The sequence below is a fragment of the Alishewanella sp. HL-SH06 genome (assembly GCF_052656265.1).
Genome location: NZ_CP199752.1, coordinates 2215639 through 2234756 on the forward strand (window position 1 = coordinate 2215639; position 19118 = coordinate 2234756).

18 protein-coding genes and 1 pseudogene are annotated in these 19118 nt (G+C 43.6%); 11 read left to right on the forward strand and 8 right to left on the reverse strand.

The features are described from left to right. Positions 1–21 precede the first annotated feature (21 nt). From serC to ACUJFK_RS10250, 8 genes and pseudogenes are all read left to right on the forward strand, one after another. Entirely contained in the window at positions 22–1104 is a 1083-nt protein-coding gene (serC, locus tag ACUJFK_RS10215) for a 3-phosphoserine/phosphohydroxythreonine transaminase (protein ID WP_445426773.1), read from the forward strand. Next, the gene (gene aroA, locus ACUJFK_RS10220) at positions 1101–2381 is read left to right on the forward strand and encodes a 3-phosphoshikimate 1-carboxyvinyltransferase (RefSeq protein ID WP_445424765.1); all 1281 of its coding nucleotides are present in this window, start codon (positions 1101–1103) and stop codon (positions 2379–2381) included. Before serC ends, aroA begins: the two co-directional genes overlap by 4 nt. Positions 2382–2531: 150 nt before the next feature. After that, complete coding sequence (cmk, locus tag ACUJFK_RS10225) at positions 2532–3224, forward strand: (d)CMP kinase (protein WP_445424766.1); 693 nt, start codon at positions 2532–2534, stop codon at positions 3222–3224. A gap of 109 nt (positions 3225–3333) precedes the next feature. Continuing rightward, positions 3334–5016 carry a 30S ribosomal protein S1 gene (gene rpsA / locus ACUJFK_RS10230; protein WP_226751685.1) on the forward strand — a complete coding sequence of 561 codons (1683 nt, stop codon included), beginning with the start codon at positions 3334–3336 and terminating at the stop codon, positions 5014–5016. Positions 5017–5071: 55 nt separating this feature from the next. Continuing rightward, positions 5072–5365, forward strand: a pseudogene (gene ihfB, locus ACUJFK_RS10235) (integration host factor subunit beta); the annotation flags it as partial. 417 nt (positions 5366–5782) lie between these two features. After that, on the forward strand, positions 5783–6778 hold the full coding sequence (locus ACUJFK_RS10240) for an N-acetylglucosaminyl transferase (protein ID WP_445424767.1): 996 nt from the start codon (positions 5783–5785) through the stop codon (positions 6776–6778). A gap of 20 nt (positions 6779–6798) precedes the next feature. Next, complete coding sequence (gene pyrF / locus ACUJFK_RS10245; protein WP_445424768.1) at positions 6799–7497, forward strand: orotidine-5'-phosphate decarboxylase; 699 nt, start codon at positions 6799–6801, stop codon at positions 7495–7497. 190 nt (positions 7498–7687) lie between these two features. Beyond that, a complete protein-coding gene (locus ACUJFK_RS10250) occupies positions 7688–7966 on the forward strand; it encodes an HNH endonuclease (protein WP_306178672.1) in 279 nt (92 codons plus the stop codon). Positions 7967–8041: 75 nt separating this feature from the next. On the opposite strand, the gene ACUJFK_RS10255 is transcribed toward ACUJFK_RS10250, so the two are convergent. Both ACUJFK_RS10255 and ACUJFK_RS10260 read right to left on the reverse strand, forming a co-directional pair. Continuing rightward, positions 8042–8548 (reverse strand): CIA30 family protein, encoded by a 507-nt coding sequence (locus ACUJFK_RS10255; protein WP_445424769.1) that lies wholly within the window; start codon positions 8546–8548, stop codon positions 8042–8044. A 666-nt stretch (positions 8549–9214) separates the two neighbouring features. Continuing rightward, on the reverse strand, positions 9215–9958 hold the full coding sequence (locus ACUJFK_RS10260) for a DUF695 domain-containing protein (protein ID WP_445424770.1): 744 nt from the start codon (positions 9956–9958) through the stop codon (positions 9215–9217). Between the two features lie 169 nt (positions 9959–10127). Here ACUJFK_RS10260 and ACUJFK_RS10265 point away from each other — a divergent pair, with 169 nt between their 5' ends. Both ACUJFK_RS10265 and ACUJFK_RS10270 read left to right on the forward strand, forming a co-directional pair. Then, positions 10128–10370 carry a type II toxin-antitoxin system ParD family antitoxin gene (locus ACUJFK_RS10265; protein ID WP_189484258.1) on the forward strand — a complete coding sequence of 81 codons (243 nt, stop codon included), beginning with the start codon at positions 10128–10130 and terminating at the stop codon, positions 10368–10370. Continuing rightward, positions 10367–10666 carry a type II toxin-antitoxin system RelE/ParE family toxin gene (locus ACUJFK_RS10270; RefSeq protein ID WP_189484257.1) on the forward strand — a complete coding sequence of 100 codons (300 nt, stop codon included), beginning with the start codon at positions 10367–10369 and terminating at the stop codon, positions 10664–10666. The genes ACUJFK_RS10265 and ACUJFK_RS10270 overlap by 4 nt, the downstream gene beginning before the upstream one ends. A 765-nt stretch (positions 10667–11431) precedes the next feature. Here the strand turns inward: ACUJFK_RS10270 and ACUJFK_RS10275 are convergent. Continuing rightward, on the reverse strand, positions 11432–11860 hold the full coding sequence (locus tag ACUJFK_RS10275) for a hypothetical protein (protein ID WP_306178393.1): 429 nt from the start codon (positions 11858–11860) through the stop codon (positions 11432–11434). Between the two features lie 323 nt (positions 11861–12183). On the opposite strand from ACUJFK_RS10275, the gene ACUJFK_RS10280 reads away from it, so the two are divergent. Next, positions 12184–12801, forward strand: coding sequence for a DUF938 domain-containing protein (locus ACUJFK_RS10280; protein ID WP_445424771.1), 618 nt, complete (start codon positions 12184–12186; stop codon positions 12799–12801). Here the strand turns inward: ACUJFK_RS10280 and kynU are convergent. From kynU to ACUJFK_RS10305, 5 genes are all read right to left on the reverse strand, one after another. Next, positions 12794–14029 carry a kynureninase gene (kynU, locus tag ACUJFK_RS10285; protein WP_445424772.1) on the reverse strand — a complete coding sequence of 412 codons (1236 nt, stop codon included), beginning with the start codon at positions 14027–14029 and terminating at the stop codon, positions 12794–12796. The genes ACUJFK_RS10280 and kynU overlap by 8 nt on opposite strands. Next, positions 14026–14922, reverse strand: coding sequence for an alpha/beta hydrolase family protein (locus tag ACUJFK_RS10290; protein ID WP_445424773.1), 897 nt, complete (start codon positions 14920–14922; stop codon positions 14026–14028). Before ACUJFK_RS10290 ends, kynU begins: the two co-directional genes overlap by 4 nt. Before the next feature lie 121 nt (positions 14923–15043). Next, positions 15044–16129, reverse strand: a complete 1086-nt coding sequence (locus tag ACUJFK_RS10295) for an AI-2E family transporter (RefSeq protein ID WP_445424774.1) — start codon at positions 16127–16129, stop codon at positions 15044–15046. A 64-nt stretch (positions 16130–16193) separates the two neighbouring features. Then, entirely contained in the window at positions 16194–17924 is a 1731-nt protein-coding gene (locus ACUJFK_RS10300) for a potassium/proton antiporter (protein ID WP_445424775.1), read from the reverse strand. A 6-nt stretch (positions 17925–17930) separates the two neighbouring features. Continuing rightward, positions 17931–19103 (reverse strand): GNAT family N-acetyltransferase, encoded by a 1173-nt coding sequence (locus ACUJFK_RS10305; RefSeq protein WP_445424776.1) that lies wholly within the window; start codon positions 19101–19103, stop codon positions 17931–17933. Positions 19104–19118 lie beyond the last annotated feature (15 nt).

A 19118-nucleotide genomic window follows, 5' to 3' on the forward strand; every position in this document is an offset into this window, starting at 1 on the left:
ACAAAGAAGCGAGATATGACAATGACCACCTATAATTTTTGTGCTGGCCCAGCCATGTTACCTACAGCGGTGATGCAACAGGCACAGCAGGAATTTATTAACTGGCAAGGACAGGGTTGTTCGGTGATGGAATTGAGCCATCGCAGTAAAGTATTTATGCAACTGGCCGCACAAGCTGAGCAAGATCTCCGAGATCTGTTAGCCATTCCCGACAATTACAAAGTCTTATTTATGCACGGTGGCGGCCGTGGGCAGTTTTCAGCAGTGCCACTGAATTTATTGCACAGCGGCAAAACGGCTGAATATATCGTGTCTGGTGCTTGGTCACTAGCCGCAGTAGAAGAAGCGAAAAAGTTTGGCGCGGTTCGTGAGCACGATATTCGGCAAAAAACTGCTGTACAATTACGCAGTATGGTAGCCAGTAGTGACTGGCAGATACACGAAGATGCGGCTTACGTTCATTGCTGCCCCAATGAAACGGTGGATGGTTTAGAATTTACCGATTTACCGCAAACCCAGGTGCCGATTGTTGCAGATATGTCGTCGACCATTTTATCACGGCCCATTGATATTGCGCGTTATGGCGTTATTTATGCCGGCGCTCAGAAAAATATCGGCCCATCAGGTTTAACCCTGGTGATTGTGCGTGAAGATCTGTTACCTGCAAAAGATGCCGCCATTCCAGCGATCTTGGATTATCGCCTCGCTGCTGAAAATGACAGCATGTTTAATACACCACCCACCTACGCCTGGTATTTAGCGGGTTTAGTGTTTAAATGGTTAAAACAACAAGGTGGATTAGCCGCGATGGCGCAGCGCAATCAACGTAAAGCCGAGACACTGTATCGCTACATCGATGAAAGTGATTTTTACCGTAATGATGTTGAACCGGCTTATCGTTCTTGGATGAATGTACCGTTTTTCCTAGCTGATGAACAATTAAACGACAGCTTTGTAAAGCAAGCTGAGCAGCAAGGTTTATTGGCTTTAAAGGGCCATCGAATGGTGGGTGGGATGCGCGCCAGTTTATATAACGCTATGCCACAAGAAGGTGTTGAGGCTTTAGTGAGTTTTATGAAAGATTTTGCAAAGGTAAACGGATGAAGACGCTAACCTTAAACCCCATTGCGCATATCGCCGGTGAAGTGCATTTACCCGGTTCAAAAAGTATTTCAAATCGCGTGTTGTTATTAGCCGCCTTAGCTAAAGGCACTACCACCATCACCAACTTACTCGACAGTGATGATGTTCGGCACATGCTTAGCGCATTAACTGCTCTGGGTATCTCGTATCAATTATCTGCTTGTCGCACGCGTTGTACTGTGGTCGGTAATGGTGGGGTATTCTCTCACGCTGAACCCGTATCGATTTTCCTGGGTAATGCGGGCACCGCAATGCGTCCGCTCACGGCGGTACTGGCTGCTTGCCGAGTAGATGTGACCTTAACCGGCGAGCCAAGAATGTATGAGCGCCCCATTGGCCACTTAGTGGATGCACTGGTGCAGTGGCAAGCGGATATCGACTATTTGGGCGACGTTAATTATCCACCACTGCGTATTCGTGGTAAGCCGCTGCAAGGCGGGCATTGCCTGATCGATGGCAGTGTCTCCAGTCAGTTTTTAACGGCAGTACTGATGGTCGCGCCTTTATTAGCGGGTGACAGTGTTATTGAGATCCAAGGTGAATTAGTCTCTAAACCCTACATTGATATTACTTTAGCGTTAATGTCTCGCTTTGGTATTGAAGTAGAAAACCAAGATTATAAGCGCTTTTTGGTTACGGGTAACCAGTGTTATCAGTCACCCGGCCAGTGGTTAGTTGAAGGTGATGCCTCATCGGCATCTTACTTTTTGGCCGCTGCGGCTATCAAAGGAGGCACCGTTAAGGTCACCGGAATTGGCAAACATGCTGTGCAAGGTGATATTCACTTTGCCGATGCGTTGGCTGAAATGGGCGCGATGGTCGATTGGGGTGACGATTATATATCGGTTACGCGTAATGAGTTGCGTGGCATTGACCGTGATTACAACGCTATCCCTGATGCAGCAATGACGATTGCCACCACCGCCTTGTTCGCCAAAGGCCCAACCGTAATTCGTAATGTTTATAATTGGCGGGTTAAAGAAACCGATCGCTTAACCGCGATGGCTACAGAATTGCGAAAAGTAGGCGCTGAGGTGGAAGAAGGCGAAGACTATTTAAAAATTGTGCCGCCAGCACAACTGCAACATGCCAGTATTGCGACCTATAATGACCACCGTGTGGCCATGTGTTTTTCGCTAGTGGCACTTAGTGATACAGCCGTAACAATAGAAGACCCGGATTGTACTGCCAAAACCTTTCCCAGCTACTTTACGGAATTCACTAAGCTAAGCCATTAAAACCCTTAATCTAACCTAAAAACGCGTAACCAAAAATGGTTGCGCGTTTTTGTTTTTATAAATTGCAGTTAAACCAGCAATCGTCATAAAAAGCTGTATAATAAGCCGCGTTTTGAAACACCGAATAGACGTTTTAACTTAGGGGGTAGGATGCCACAATTAGCACCAGTCGTTACCATCGACGGACCAGGCGGTTCAGGTAAAGGAACCATTAGCCGTTTATTGGCGCAACACCTGGGATGGCAATTACTCGACAGCGGCGCTATATACCGCGTGTTAGCGTTAGCTGCTATGCACCATCAAATTGATCCAAGCGACGAGGCGGCACTGCAACCTTTAGCAGCGCATCTCGATGTGCAATTCAGTGGCGATGAACACGGTAACACACGCGTGACGTTAGAAGGCGAAAATGTCAGCCAAACCATTCGAACTCAAGACGTTGCTGACATGGCTTCAAAAATTGCCTCACTGCCTAGTGTGCGTGAAGCCTTGTTACGCCGGCAACGGGCCTTTGCGGAAGAGCCGGGCTTAGTGGCGGATGGTCGCGACATGGGAACCGTCGTTTTTCCACAAGCAGAAGTTAAAATATTTTTAACTGCAGACGCCGAAGAACGGGCGCAGCGTCGTTATTTAGAGTTGAAAGAAAAGGGCTTTGATGTTAACATCGGCGACCTTTTGAACGAAATCCAAGCTCGGGATGAGCGCGATATGAATCGTGCTACAGCGCCTTTAAAACCGGCAGCTGATGCCTACATGCTGGATTCGACCAATAAACCCATTGAACAGGTGCTGCAAGAGGTACTGCAGTTTGTTAACAGTAAGTTGTCGTTAACAAGCGTTTGAACCAGGCCAAGGCCGCATTTTGGACAGCCAGTAATAAGGATGTTATTGGTAAACTTAGCAACCCCACAACGCAAGATGCGACGTGGTGAACTTAACTGAAAAAGTGAATATGACTGAAAATTTTGCACTAATGTTTGAGGAAAGCCTCAAAACTATCGAAACTCGTCCTGGTGCCATCGTTAAAGGTACTGTTGTAGCGGTTCTGAAAGACGTTGTTATGGTTGACGCCGGTCTTAAATCAGAAGCAGCTATTCCGGTTGAACAGTTCAAATCTTTGAGCGGTGAGATCGAGGTGAGTGTAGGTGACATCATCGACGTAGCATTAGACGCTATTGAAGATGGTTTCGGTGAAACCTTATTATCACGTGAAAAAGCTAAGCGCCATGAGGCCTGGGTTCGCCTGGAAAAAGCTTGCGATGATAAAGAAACGGTTATCGGTGTTATCACTGGTAAAGTTAAAGGTGGCTTCACAGTTGAAGTTGATGGTATCCGTGCGTTCCTGCCTGGTTCATTAGTTGACGTACGTCCAGTACGTGACACGCTGCACTTAGAAAACAAAGAGCTGGAATTCAAAGTTATCAAGCTTGATCAGAAGCGTAACAACGTCGTGGTTTCACGTCGTGCCGTTATCGAATCTGAAAGCAGCCAAGAACGTGATCAGCTGTTAGAGAATTTAGAAGAAGGCATGGAAGTTAAAGGTATCGTTAAGAACCTAACTGACTACGGTGCATTCGTTGACTTAGGTGGCGTAGACGGCTTACTGCATATCACTGATATGGCATGGAAGCGCGTTAAGCACCCAAGCGAAATTGTTAACGTTGGCGACGAAATTCCAGTAAAAGTACTGAAATTCGACCGCGAAAAGCAACGCGTTTCTTTAGGCCTGAAGCAAATGGGCGAAGATCCGTGGGCAGCTATCGCTTCACGTTACCCAGAAGGTGCTCGCATCACGGGTCGTGTAACTAACCTGACAGATTACGGCTGTTTCGTAGAAATCGAAGAAGGCGTAGAAGGCTTAGTTCACGTTTCAGAAATGGATTGGACCAACAAAAACATCCACCCATCTAAAGTGGTTAACTTAGGTGATTCAGTGGAAGTGATGGTTCTAGAAATTGACGAAGAACGTCGTCGTATTTCTTTAGGCTTGAAACAGTGTAAAGCTAACCCATGGGAAGAGTTCGCTAAGGGCTTCAACAAGGGTGATCGTGTAAGCGGTAAGATCAAGTCAATCACTGACTTCGGTATCTTCATCGGCTTAGACGGCGGTATCGATGGTCTGGTTCACTTATCAGACATCAGCTGGAACGCCACTGGCGAAGAAGCGGTTCGTGAATTCAAGAAAGGCGACGAAGTACACGCTGTTGTGTTACAAGTTGACCCAGAGCGCGAGCGTATTTCTTTAGGTATCAAACAACTGGATGAAGATCCGTTCAATGGTTACCTTGCTGATAACAAAAAAGGTGCTATCGTTAAAGGTGAAGTTACTGCCGTTGACGCGAAAGGCGCTACTGTTATGTTAGAAGGCGCTGTTGAAGGTTATGTTCGTGTATCTGATATTTCACGTGACCGTGTTGAAGATGCATCAACTGTATTGAAAGTTGGCGAAGAAATTGAAGCGCGTTTGATGGGTGTGGATCGTAAGAACCGCGTAATTAGCCTATCTATCAAAGCGAAATTCGAAGCTGAAGAAAAAGAAGCTATGGACACTGTAAACAGCAAGCAACAACAAGAAGCTGATTTCGGTGGTAACGCTATGGCTGAAGCATTTAAAGCTGCTCAAAAGCAGGATTAATTGCTGATAAAGCAGGGGGCATTCGCCCCTTGCTTATTCTACTCGCAGGTTTGCCGGAGGGGCTATGACCAAGTCTGAATTGATTGAAAAGTTAGCTACTGATTTTCCCCATATTCAAGTCAAAGATGTAGAAGCGTCTGTGAAAGAAATTTTGGAACAGATGGCACAATCTTTAGCATCAAGTGAGCGTATTGAAATACGTGGCTTTGGCAGTTTCTCTTTGCATTATCGTGCCGCTCGTTTAGGCCGTAATCCAAAAACAGGCGACAAAGTAGAACTTGATGGCAAATACGTACCTCATTTCAAACCCGGTAAAGAGTTACGTGACCGCGTAAAAGACAACACGTAAGCGCTTTTTATTTCTTAAGCGGAGCTGAGTGTTGCGCAAAATATTATTTATTTTATTTATTGTAGCCGTAGTACTTTTTGGTTTTCTACTAGGCTCAACTAATCAGCAAACTGCCGAACTGAATTTGTTGGTTGTTAAGCTAACATTGCGAGTAATTGATATCGCAGTGATCTTTCTAGTTTTAGGCCTAATAATCGGACTGCTGTTAAGTTTGTTATTTGCGCTGCAACGAAAAACAAAACGTTGGCTAAATAAATCAACTGATAACACCTAATTCTTATGCCTGAGCTGCTATTTCTTTTGCTTCCCGTCGCCGTTGCTTACGGTTGGTTTATGGGGCAAAATAGCCTCAAACATAAAGAGCTTAAGGGTAGGGCAAATATTACCCGAAACCTATCTTCGGGTTTAAATTTCCTCTTGACAGATCAAGAAGATAAAGCGATCGAGCAGTTACTTGAACTGCTTGATATTGAAGCTGCTACCATCGACACCTACCTTGCATTAGCTAATCTATTCCGTCGCAAAGGTGATTGGGATAAAGCCATTCGTATTCACGAAAAACTGCACCAATTAAAACTGCCTAAAGTACAAGCACAACACATTCAATTTGAGTTGGCTAAAGATTATTACTCTGCGGGTTTGTATGATCGGGCAGAGCATTTATTACTGCAGTTAGTTAACAGCGAAGCATTACGCGAAGCCTCGCTAAAGCAACTATTCAGTATTTTTATGGCGACGCATGAGTTAAGCAAAGCGGTTGCATTAACCACTGAAGTGGCCAATACCCAGTCTAAGTCGTTACGTATTGCGCTGGCTAATTTGCATACGGAAAGTTTAAAAGGGGCTGCGCTGGATCTGACTATCTTGGCGGACTTGGCCGAGCGTTATCCTCAGGCTATTCGTCCACGTTTTGAATTGGCAAAGTTAGCCTTAACTCAGCATGATGCGGCTACGGCTAAAGGTGCTTTGCTGAGCATTTTGAAACAAAAGCCACAATGGAGTGCGGATATTTTACCGCAATTAAGCCAATGCCATTTAGATGAAGATGAGTGGTATCAGTTGCTTACCTTGCTTGCAGATAAGCATCACAATACCAGCGCGCGTTTATTATTGTGCGATTGGTTAACTGAACATGGCTCAATTACCGCTGCAGAGCATTATGTGCTTGATAAATTACGGCAACAGCCGAACATTCGTTTATTTCAAAAATTGTTACAAATTCGGCAACAGCAATCTGCTCAAGCGGCAGAGGTTCTCAGCTCAGTAGAAGAGCTGGTGAATGCTTATCTTGCCAGTAAAATTCTTTACAGCTGTCGCAGCTGTGGCTTTAAAACTCGTCAACCGTATTGGTTATGTCCTTCATGTCAGCAATGGGAAACGGTAGATCCTATTGCTGGCGTAGATGGCCGTTAATTTTTTTCAAAGGATAATTCATGTCGTGCAAGTCTCCTGTCATTGTTGCTTTAGATTATGAAAAGCAAGCCGATGCTCTGGCGCTGGTCAGTCAACTTGATCCGTCATTATGTCGTTTAAAAGTCGGCAAAGAGATGTTTACTCATTTTGGGCCGCAATTTGTCAAAGCCTTACAACAACGTCACTTTGACGTTTTTCTTGATTTGAAATTTCATGATATTCCAAACACCGTAGCCAAAGCGGTGAGTGCTGCCGCGGATCTTGGCGTCTGGATGGTTAATGTGCATGCCAGTGGTGGCAGTCGTATGATGAAAGCAGCGCAAGAAGCTTTGCAACCCTTTGGAAACAACAGACCCAAATTAATTGCGGTTACGGTGTTAACCAGCATGGAACAACAAGATTTAACCGAACTGGGCATCAGTTTAACACCGGCTGAGCAAGTGATGAAATTGGCAGGTTTAGCGGCACAATCGGGGTTAGATGGAGTAGTGTGCTCGGCACAAGAAGCCAGTATGTTAAAACAACAATTTGGAAGTGCATTTCAATTAGTAACTCCCGGTATTCGTTTAGCCGATGCCGCAGCTGATGATCAACGCCGAGTCATGACACCGTCAGCAGCCAAAGCGGTTGGTGTGGATTACATGGTGATTGGTCGACCCATCACCAAAGCGGCAGATCCGTTAGCTGCATTACAGGCTATCATTGCAGAGCTGGCATAAGTATAGTCTGATTTCTTCGATATTTGGTGAGCTCTGTGAAATTGCAGCTGCATTTTCACAGAGCTAAAACACCGCCTCCCGCGTAAAACATCCTAAGCACTCAACGTAATATGTATATCTTAGCCATTAAGTAATGGGCAAAAAATGTCGAGTAGGGTGTGGCTAACGTTTAAAGCGAGAGGAGTTAACTATGCTGTTGGCGGTGAAACATTGTCAGCTTTGTCAGCGACAGACGTTACTGACCTTTCATCATCTTATTCCACGTAAAATGCATCGGCGTAGCCGTTTTAACAAAAAGTACAGCAAAGCAGAATTACAGCAAGGTGTTTATTTGTGCCGATTGTGTCACAAAGCCATTCATAAACAATATGATGAAATCACTTTGGCGCAGCGTTTTAATACCTTAGAGTTATTACTTGCAGACGACGCTATACAGCGTCACTTGCAGTGGGCAGCAAAACAAAAATAAGCCTTTAATATCAATACCTTTACCATTAATTTTCAGTGAGCAGTAACGGTAACTGCTTGATTTTAACAATTTATTTTATTGGTTAAATTGCAGATCATACAACTCAATTCGAAATGGTCCAGGGTTCTTATCTGCGAGCATTAAAGAGACTTGCTGCACATCTTTAAAGTGAAGTTCTGGCATATTGGTTAAAGCTCGGCCCCGATAACGCCCTTGAAAATCAGCAAGATTAAAGGTATAGCGCTGTGCATCAGCCGTTGTTTTAAACTCTGCTACATAGGCCACACCGCGAGGAATAAAAGGTGTTTTTAAACGTAGCTGATAAGTTCTGCCATCGGTAACCGTGGCTAATACCACTTGCTGAAAACGTTGCTTGGGTAAGGCTTGCGCCAAATTAAATTCTATCGAGGCAAAACCGCCATTGTTTTCTAAAGATAAATCACCAACAAATAACACACCGTTATTTTCAGACATTAAGCGTGCATTTCCTTTAGAGCGGCCACCCATAACCGTATCATGGATCAACATGGCTTGATTGAAATGTTGTGGATTATAAAATTGTAATGTTACTGGCTCTGACATAGCAGCACTCGCAGATTGATTGTTTAAAGTGGTTTGCGCAAAAGCCTGACTAAAGACAAAAGCACATATCGCTAAAGAATAGTTAATACTGGTATTCCGCATAATAAAACACTCAAAGGTAAGATGCTTATCAATACGGTTTTATTAGTTAAATGGTGCATTATTGCATCAAAATGCTGTCAGCAGGTGCTTTTGCCTAACATAATCAATATAGCTCATAATGTATATTATGTTAAATCGTCTATAATTGTCTTTAAAGTTCATATCGATTTGGGATGTTTCACAATAACTGGGATTCCCACTTTGAGTGATTAATGGTGCATAAAATTGGAAATAAAAATTTACGATTTTGGATTATTAGTAAATAAGAATTAACCTGGGGAATTTGTAGATATTCTGGATTAGTTGTAACGATTTTTAACGTAGTTAATGATTAGCGCTGTGCTTACTGAAATACTCGTTTTTTTGGCACGTTTTAAAACTTGATTATTATAAGTTTTGTTGCCTTTATCCTAGCCTTCGGCTCTGCGAATACTTGGCAAGAGGAATTTCAACTCTCTAGTAATGAGCAAGATTTATGGGGAGTCATACCAACGTTTAACATATGGGGGTTTTAGGAGCGCTTTTTCAACGAGTAAAACTCCCAACATAATGTTTTTGTTACACCTACTTTTTTTCGACACTGGTTTCCCACCCATCATACCTACCACCTAACTCTCGTGCTTTTTTGCCTAATTTAATCGTATGGTTGGTTATATCCACAAGATGCATAGCTCCAACATGAGTAAATTTTGTATAGCAATCAGAGCTGTCTTCGTCTTTACCTGTAAAGTGTAATTCATAATTTTCTGACTTTACCCATGCAGCAAATTGATTGCATGAAGAGTCACTTGGGAAATATGCCCAGTGCATAACTTCCCTCTCTTTATCTTTAAGATCGCCGTTTTCAGACAGTGAATCCAAAACTTTCAAATCCTGAATTACCTGCCAGTCGTCATCTGTTGGATAAAGCTGCTCCCAATAGAATTTTTTGTTAGTATCTTTTTCGTGCACGTATTGCATTTGGTAAGAAGTTTTGGATGTTACTTCATCAATTATTTCTGATGCCTGCTTTTCTTCAATGTTTAGATAAAAATAAAAGAAACGATGACCATCAACGGTTACGCGCCCAACATAAACACGGCCAACCTCAGAAAATTTTTCATCTAACATTTCATCAATTTTAGATAATTGAGGATACTCCTCATTTGTTGGCATACCTGTTTCTGTGGGGTTTTTAAGCGTGAGCCTGATTCTTAAAACGTTGTGACGAGGGTCTGATTCTGCAACCTCTCCGTAACCGTGATTGTAGGATATCCAAGCTCTGTCCTCGCCCATCGTGGCAGGGAATGTATACCAAATATCTAGCACGATCTCTCCTTTTAGGTGTAACGCCCAAATTTAGCGCGGAAAGCCGCGCAGCGGGTTGACATCGCAGCCAGCGCTTTTTGCTGGCGATAAAATTTGTTTGTTATGCGCCTTGCTCACAACTCCACTTAATACCATAATTAGGTAACTTTTGGTATCCGGAGAGCTGCACATGGCCAAGAACACAAGTATAACTATTGGAGAACACTTTGAGGGCTTTATTGCAAGCCAGATCCAAAGTGGGCGTTACGGCTCAGCGAGTGAAGTCATTCGCTCAGCGCTACGCTTACTCGAAAACCAAGAAACCAAACTTAACTCACTTCGTCAACTACTTGTCGAAGGCGAACAAAGCGGTGACGCAGAATATGACCTCGATAGCTTTATCAATGAACTTGATAGTGAAAACTCTCGATGAAGCCATTTAATCTCACCGTTGCTGCTAAAACTGATTTGCGAGATATCGCATTATTTACCCAGCGTCGCTGGGGAAAAGAGCAACGAAATATCTATTTAAAACAATTTGATGATTCATTTTGGCTTTTAGCAGAAAACCCCGACATCGGTAAAACATGCGATGAAATCAGAATCGGATATCGTAAATTCCCTCAAGGTAGCCACGTTATCTTTTATCAACAGATCGGCAGTCAACAAATTAAAATCATCCGTATTCTTCATAAGAGTATGGATGTTAATCCGATACTTGGCGCATAACGCCCAATTAACGGGCAAAAAATTGTTTGCTAAAATGTTGAGGAACGAAACAGCAAACTGTTTTTTGTCCCTTTTGAATTGCTTGAGGGATCATAAGGTACGGTATATTCTCGACTACTGGCACTGACCGTGGCTATTTCTGTGTAGGCCTGTGGCGCGTCGTCATAAACAACAACATTTGAGGATGCAATAACAGGTTTAACTTGGCCAGTAATATTATGAGACGATTTTGCACAACCCATAATTAGCATAGAAAATATGATAGCAGCTGAAAATTTGATCATTTTTAACACGCTCCAATTGCTTAAACAATTTACAATAATTGCTGGGATTGAATCTTAATGTTGGATTTTATGTAAATATATTGTTTTTAAAGCTACACTTTTTTTTGCTCAAAAACAATTCAAATTAGTCAATAAAGCAACCTAAATACGTAATTTGTTCAGCATATTGCTACATTAATAGGGCTAAAAGCGCTGGAGTTACGTGCGCCGAGTTCTTGATTATCGCCAAGTAAATATAAAATTCTTCTCTGCTAATCTAGGTTTTAACCAGAGGTGCTTATTAGAGCTTGTCGCTGAAGAATCGTTGGCAATAACGATGAAGATTAAACGTGAGTTAACTATGCTGGGGCAGCTAAAAAGCTATAGCAAATGGTGTGATTGAACGGAATAGTCATTAACATTATTTATCATGTCAGTTTGAGAGAGCATTTTCAAACAACAAGCAATACATCCCTGTATCTGTTTAATAGGTATTTCGCTATTAGTTACAATGCTTGTTATCTGCTGGTCTGATGCCAGGGATCTGTAGAAACTCATGAAACTGTTTTAACTTCTGTTTTTTAATATCGTTATCCGCCACGAGTAAATACAGTGTACCCATATGTCTGTTGAATTGATTTTGGTCGGTCACTTGTAAAAAACAGGTGGTATTCATTTCTAACTCAACTAATAGTGCTAAAGCGGCCTCGCGGTCAGTGCCATTAAAGTAAATAACCTTCTCTAACGATTCCGCAGACTGTTCAAACCAGTGCTTTTCTTCAGCAGAAAAGGTCATATGATTCAAAAAAGTGGCTAGTGTTGCTCTTGCTTGATGAAAAGATGAGCCCGCGGTGTGTGCAGGGCCAACTTCCACAGCTTGAGTCATAGGTATCATGAACAACAATGGTACTAACAATTTTGATAATTTCATAATGGCGACCCTCTTTAACGACTTGCTACAAACTCATAATAGCAGCTAATAATTTATCAACCTGCTACTGTTTTTTCCTAAAAAAATGAAATTATTTTAAGGTTATGATTTTATTCAATATAAATGCTATTTTTTAGGGTTTTTTATATCGAGCTCAGCACTCAGTATAACCCATTTGGGCTATGCAGAATGCTTAACATTTACGCGATATTTATGCTCATTCGCCGTAGTATGGCCTAACATAAAAACCTCTGTTGCATTAAAACCGCTAGGGTTTTAATGATATGCTTTGTTTTATTGCACACAGAGTATGACTTTACGTTATGAGCAGAGATAATAAATACACCGATTTACCTTTTTCACTGGCCTGTGAAAACAATAAAGCCACTATTCTCAGTCATTTACAGCAATTGTTTGCAAAACATCAGCGAGTTTTGGAAATTGGTAGTGGTACGGGCCAACATGCGCTTTACTTTGCCGAACATTTACCCCATTTAGTTTGGCAAGCATCCGATCAATCGCAGTATTTACCCACATTAACTGAGCGTATTCGTCGTGCTAACTTGGCTAATTTACCCTTGCCTTTGGCATTAGATATCTGTGCAGATGCTGCGCCGGTCACGCGGGCCGATGCGCTCTTTACCGCAAATACTTTACATATTATGCCTTGGCCTGTGGTGCAGCATTTTTTTAGTCGTCTTAATGAATTAACCCAGCCAGAAGCCATCTTGTGTATCTATGGCCCTTTTAATTACCAAGGGCACTTTACCAGCACAAGCAATCAGGCCTTTGATCTAAGTTTAAAAACTCGGGATCCAGCAATGGGTATTCGTGACCACGAGCAGGTTTTAGTGCTGGCACAACAACAAGGTTTTCACCTAACGCATGATCACGCCATGCCAGCAAATAATCGTTTATTATGCTTTAGCAAAGTTAGGTAACTTTTTGCTTTACAGCATATTCTGCTTTTAAATATTCGGCTGTTTTTACCACGTCACTTAATATTTCTACGGCGATCCACATATCGATATAACGTAAATATAACGGGGTAAAACCTAATCTTAAAATATCGGGAGCGCGAAAATCAGCGATTACGCCGCGCTTAATTAACGCCTGACATAACGCATATGCCTGAGGATGACGATAAGCTAACTGACTGCCCCGCTCGGCTTCTGTTAATGGCGTTAACAGGGTTAATTCGTGAAGTTCAGCATGACTTGTCAATAATTGATGAAAGGTATTGGCCAATGCTAAGGATTTAGCACGCACAGTCTGCATATTAACGTCAGCAAACACATCAAGTGCGGCATCAAGTACACTCATGGAAATGACGGGCGGTGTACCTGTTAAAAAATGCTCGATGCCGGCAGGTTTTTCATATTGAATAGTGAAAGCAAAGGGCGCTTTATGCCCCATCCAGCCACTTAAAGGTTGTGATACTTTAGATAAATGCCGCTTCGCCACGTATAAAAAAGCCGGTGCGCCAGGGCCACCATTCAGATATTTATAACCGCATCCCACTGCGAAATCGACCTGGCAGTCATCTAAGGCGACGGGTAAAGCTCCGGCACTGTGCGCTAAATCCCAGATCACTAAAATGCCTTGTTGCTGCGCAAGTTTTGTCATGCGCGCCATATCAAGCAATTTGCCAGAACGAAAATCGACATGCGACAGTAATAACACCGCAATTTGGTCAGTTAATGCTTGCTCAAGTTCCGCTTCTTCCACTAATTGCATTTCACAGCGATCTTCGCCAATTAAGCTGCTTAAGCCTTGAACCATATAAAGATCGGTTGGAAAGTTGCCATTAAGTGATAACACAATACGGCGTTTGGGTTGCAACAGTAAGGCACTGCTTAGTACCTTAAATAAATTAATAGAGGTAGAGTCGCAACACATCACTTGCTCTGGTGCCGCACCAATTAAGGCGGCAATTTTGCTACCTACTTTGCTGGGCAGTTCAATCCACTGATGCGTGTTCCAGCTTTTGATTAAGTCTTGTGACCATTGCTGATGTAACACCTCTTGCGCACGTTCAGCACACACTTTCGGCATTGGACCAAGAGAATTACCATCGAGATAAATGGTGTCGTCTGGTAACACAAAAGCTTCACGCAGTTTGTGTAACGGGTCTTGTTGATCTAATTGCAGCAGTTCTTGATAATTCACGGCGAAATCAGCTCATTTAAAGAAAGTAAAAATTGGTTATACGCAGCGCTTTGTGGATGGATCCAATCAAAATGCCCCGCGTCGGGTACCAACAACATCGGTAAACCACTGTCACTGGCCTGCTCAATCGGAACGATACTGTCTGCACTGCCGTGTAACAGTAAGGTTGATTGAGGTATTGGTTGTTCTACCGGGTTAGCTTGTTGGTAAGCCTCTGCTTGGCTTTGTAGATCACCGGCAAAGAAGCCTTGTGTCGCTTTTTGACAGCCATTTTCACCCTGGCTGTAGCGTTTTACATCGGTAATCGCGGCCAGCCCAATGACGCCTTTTAATGCAGGTGTCATAGTGACTTCACTGGCGGCCAAGAGCGCCAAATGCCCGCCAGCGGAATGCCCGGCTAGCACAACACGACTAAGATCCAGTTGCTTGCGGGGCAAGTAAGGAATGTAGCGTAAAGCTTGCATAATATCTTGATAACTGCCTGGCCAACCGCCGCCTTCATCTCCGGTTCGCCGATACTCAATAGACCAAACCGCATATCCTTGTTGGGCTAAGGCATAGCTAAAGGCCTGGCTGTGTGTAATATCATAGGCATTTAACCAACAACCACCATGCACAAAGACTAGCAGCGGTGCCGGCGTGTTCGAGCCATTCGCCGGTAAAAACAACTGGCCATATTGCAGCGCGCCTGTACCGTAGTTAATGCGTTTGCTGGCCGATTCTGGAACAGCCGCGGCGAGGGGTAATAAGCTGCTATAAGAAACTTGTGATAACAGCGCAGGCTGAGTTAACGACCTGTCATCAACAACAGTGGCTAGGTCAGGTCCTAAGTCAGGTTGCTGTGCACAGGCACTGAGTAGCAATGTTAAGCTAATAGGAATAAGTAGGCGCATTTAAACAAATATTAAAGAATAATAGCCGCAGTTATAACATAAAGTCGCGCAGATGTAAGGCCTAAACTCGCCAAAAAGAGTGTAGTTTAAGCCTAGGTACAAACCACGCTAGTCAGCGCTGTTAGCTATTGTCTTGTTTTTCTAAAAAGGATTTAAACTCAATGGTATAAAGCCGCAACAACACCAAGGTTAACGCAAAAATAATCGGCCCATAAATGACGCCTATTAAGCCAAACAATTGGATCCCACCAATCAATGACAAGAAAATCAATAAGGTGCTCATGTTTGAGCTACCTTGCATCAAGATCGGCCGTAGCACATTATCAATAGAGCCCACCACGATAATCCCCCAAGCGGCTAAAAAGATAGCCCAAGGCCAGTCACCGGTGAGTAGCAAATAAAGCGTTGCCGGCAACCAGATCAGCGCCGTACCAATGGCGGGAATAAACGACGCAAAAGCCATCATGGTTCCCCAAAATAAACCGGGAAAGCCGACAATGGCCATGGCAATGCCCCCTGCAATACCTTGAGCAATGGCGGTTAAGACCGATCCTAAAACAGCTGAGCGAGCCACCGTTTTTGCTTCAGTTAATAACGCTTCTTCTTGTGAGCGTGATAGCGGGATCACCCAATGCAAGGTATCGACAATTTTGTCGTGATCACGTAACAAGAAAAACAGAATAAAAAGCATCAACACAAAACCAAATAAGAAACCGGTGATATCGCCTACCAATTTTGTGCTGAGATCTAACAATTCACGACTAAAACCAGAAGCAAACTCAGTCATTTTTTCAACTATTGATTTGGCAGTAAAGCCATCGCCTGGTAAATATTCAGCCGCCAGGGTTTGTGCTTGTAATAAATACGGATGTTGCAGCAACTGCTCTGCTCCACCACCATTTAACCAAGTGTAGCTTTGCTTGGTAAACATGACGCCCTGTTGCACTATTGCCATAAACACAATCGTAATAGGCACGATAATCACCACCACTAACAATAAGCAGGACAAACTTGCAGCCAAATTGGGTTTACCGGGACATTTTTGTTCAATCCATTGATGCAGCGGGAAACACAGTAACGATAAAACAAAAGCTAACACCAAAGCACCCACATAGGGCGCAATCAGCAAATAACTGCCATAAAGCGCCAATAACAGCGCGGCAATTAAAATATAGTGCCGCGATTCGGCGTTAAACTTTTTAGCCATGACGGTTGTTCCTATAACAAATTAAAGCGCTGCACCTTAAGTGCGTCGCAAAGGCAAAATAAGATTATTCAGCGCTGCTAGCGCTAGCTAAAGGTTTAATCCGCACCGTAACAATTCGTTCGCCGACCATTTCAACGATCTGAAAATGGCGCTCGGCAAACTCAAATTCGGCTTGATCGGCAACATTGTCGCCAAGCTGAGTAATACACAAGGCTTCTAAGGTTAGATCGTCACGGCCTTGATTTAAAGCAACGCCATAGCCATAGCACCAATCAATATCACTCAGCTTAGTCGCCCCTTTCATGCGCAACTCACCTATAGGCCTAGCTAACTGAAAGCCTTTGTCGGCAAAGGCTTGCTCAACAAAATGTTTGTAATCAACATGCAGCACAACAAACAAATGATCACCCGGGTGTAAAATCGTGGAGCCCCGTGGTGGTATCACTTTATCACCTCGGCTAATCATCGCAACGACCACGCTCTCAGGTAATGCCATGCGAGATAAGCGTCGATAAGCGGCTCGCGAGTTTTCAGACAAACTGTACTCTACAATCTCGGCATCAACATCACCTAAAGCGGTAATTTCTAACGTAACGGGCGCTTGAGCCGTGGGTTGCTCAATCAGTTTTAAGCGCCGTGCCACCCAAGCTAAGGTTGAACCTTGTAAGGTGGCAGAGATTAATACCACGAAAAACACCACGTTAAAGATCAATTCTGCATCGGCTAAACCAAACATCAACGGAAAAATAGCTAAAATAATCGGTACTGAACCGCGTAAACCTACCCAAGAGACTAAGGTCATTTCACGCCGATTAAAGCCAAATAAGGTTAAAATAGGCAATATGGTAATGGGCCTTGCCAAAAACACTAATACCGCAGCAATTAAAATACCTTGCCACCAAACGTCTAATAACGAGCTGGGGTTAATTAACAAACCCAGAACAACGAACATGGTAATTTGACTAAGCCAGGCTAACCCGTCATGGAATAAAAAGGTCGTTCGTTGAAAAGCAAATGGGGTATTCCCAATTAACACACCACAAATAAAGATGGCCAAAAAACCACTGCCGCCGGTGTTTGCTGCAACGCCAAAAGATAATAAACCTGCTGCGGTAACCAGCACAGGATACAAACCGCTGGCTTGTAAGTGAATACGATTAATGACCTTTAATACCGCATAACCTACTGCTATGCCGACAAGCGCACCTACACCCATTTGCATGACAAACAGTTGCAGTAAAGGCCAACCCGGCTGCATATCATTCACTAAAATTTCTAGCAACCCTACGGTTAAAAATATCGCCATCGGATCGTTCGAGGCGCTTTCAATTTCCAGTGTAGATTTTAAACGTGGATTTAAATGAATACCGGCATTACGCAATAAAGAAAAAACAGCCGCGGCATCGGTAGAGCCGACAATAGCCCCCAATAACATACCGGTAAGTAAACTGATATCTAAGATATAACTGGCGGCTGCGCCGGTGATCACGGCCGTGCCCAATACGCCAAAGGTGGCTAACATGGACGCCGGTTTCCAGACTTGCTTAATCGACTTCAGGGGTGTTTGTAAGCCGCCGTCAAATAAGATCAATGCCAAGGCTAAGGTGCCTAAGGCATGCGCGGCCTGCGGGTTGTCAAACGCAATACGACCAATGCCGTCTTCGCCAACCAACATGCCAACCAGTAAAAACAGTACCAGCATAGGTAAACCTAAGCGGGCAGAGATTTTACTGGAGAAAATACCCAACAAAATTAATACGGCGGCCAAAAGGATCAGCTGATCAATCAAAAACATAAGGTATTATTTTCCTGAAAAAGCCGCGAGGCTATTAGCCTGACTATATGGCAACAACTCACTGGCGGCAGCTAACATATGTTGGCAATGTTGTTGTTCTTTTTGGCAATATTGCTCAATAGCCGAACTTAATATATTGGGTCGATACCAGCATGCACCGTAACGTAAAACCGGGCTAAACCCCCTTCTGAGTTTTTGCTCCCCTTGCGCGCCACCATCAAAGTAGCGTAAACCGTGTTCAATACAATACTGGATACCTTGATAATAACAGCATTCAAAGTGCAGTAATGCATAATCCGCTAACGCACCCCAATAACGGCCATACAAGGTATCGCCGAGTTGAAAACACAAAGCTGCAGCAACCAATTGCGCAGGTTCATCCTGCGTGAAAGCCGCAAATACCACGATCTGCGCTCGCATACTGCTGAGTAATTGCCACCAACTTTCGGCGCTAATGTAGCCATTATGCCCTGAGCGCTCTTGGTAGGTTTGCTGATAACAGGCGATCACGCTTTGCCATTGCGCTGGGGTAATATCGATGCCTTGCAACGTTTTAAACTGCAGCGGTAATTGCTGCGTTTTTTTTCGTTCTTGTCGAATTTGTTTCCGCTTACGTGAAGACAATGCCGCTAAAAAATCTGAAAAGTCAGTATATTGCTGGTTCTGCCATAAAAACTGCACTTCGTGTCGAGGTAAGCATTGTTGGTCGAGTAAAAGCTGTTGCAGTGGCAAGTGGCAATAAAACCAATGCGCGCTATGCCAGCCTTGCTGTGCAATGTCAGCTAAAACGGTTTGTATTAATAGGCTGGCAATACTTTGCCAATCTAAACAGGGTAATACCGCCAGCCGCGAGCCAGTAACGGGCGTAAAGGGAATAGCTGATATCCATTTAGGATAATAAGGCAATTGATAATGCTCATAGGCGCGCACCATGGGCCAATCAAATAGATACTCTCCATAAGAATGCGTTTTTAGATAACCCGGGATCACCGCTATCAACTGATCGTCTTGCCATAAACTAGCATGACGGCTAAACCAGCCGCTGTTGCCATCCACACTGCCCCCCTGCTCTAAAGCAAGCAAAAAGGCATGTTTAGCAAACAACTCGGTTGGCTCAAATAAGGCATCCCAAGCACCCGCCGGGATACTGTTAAGTGATGTTAGCCAACGAAACTGCATAATGGCTGAGGGCTT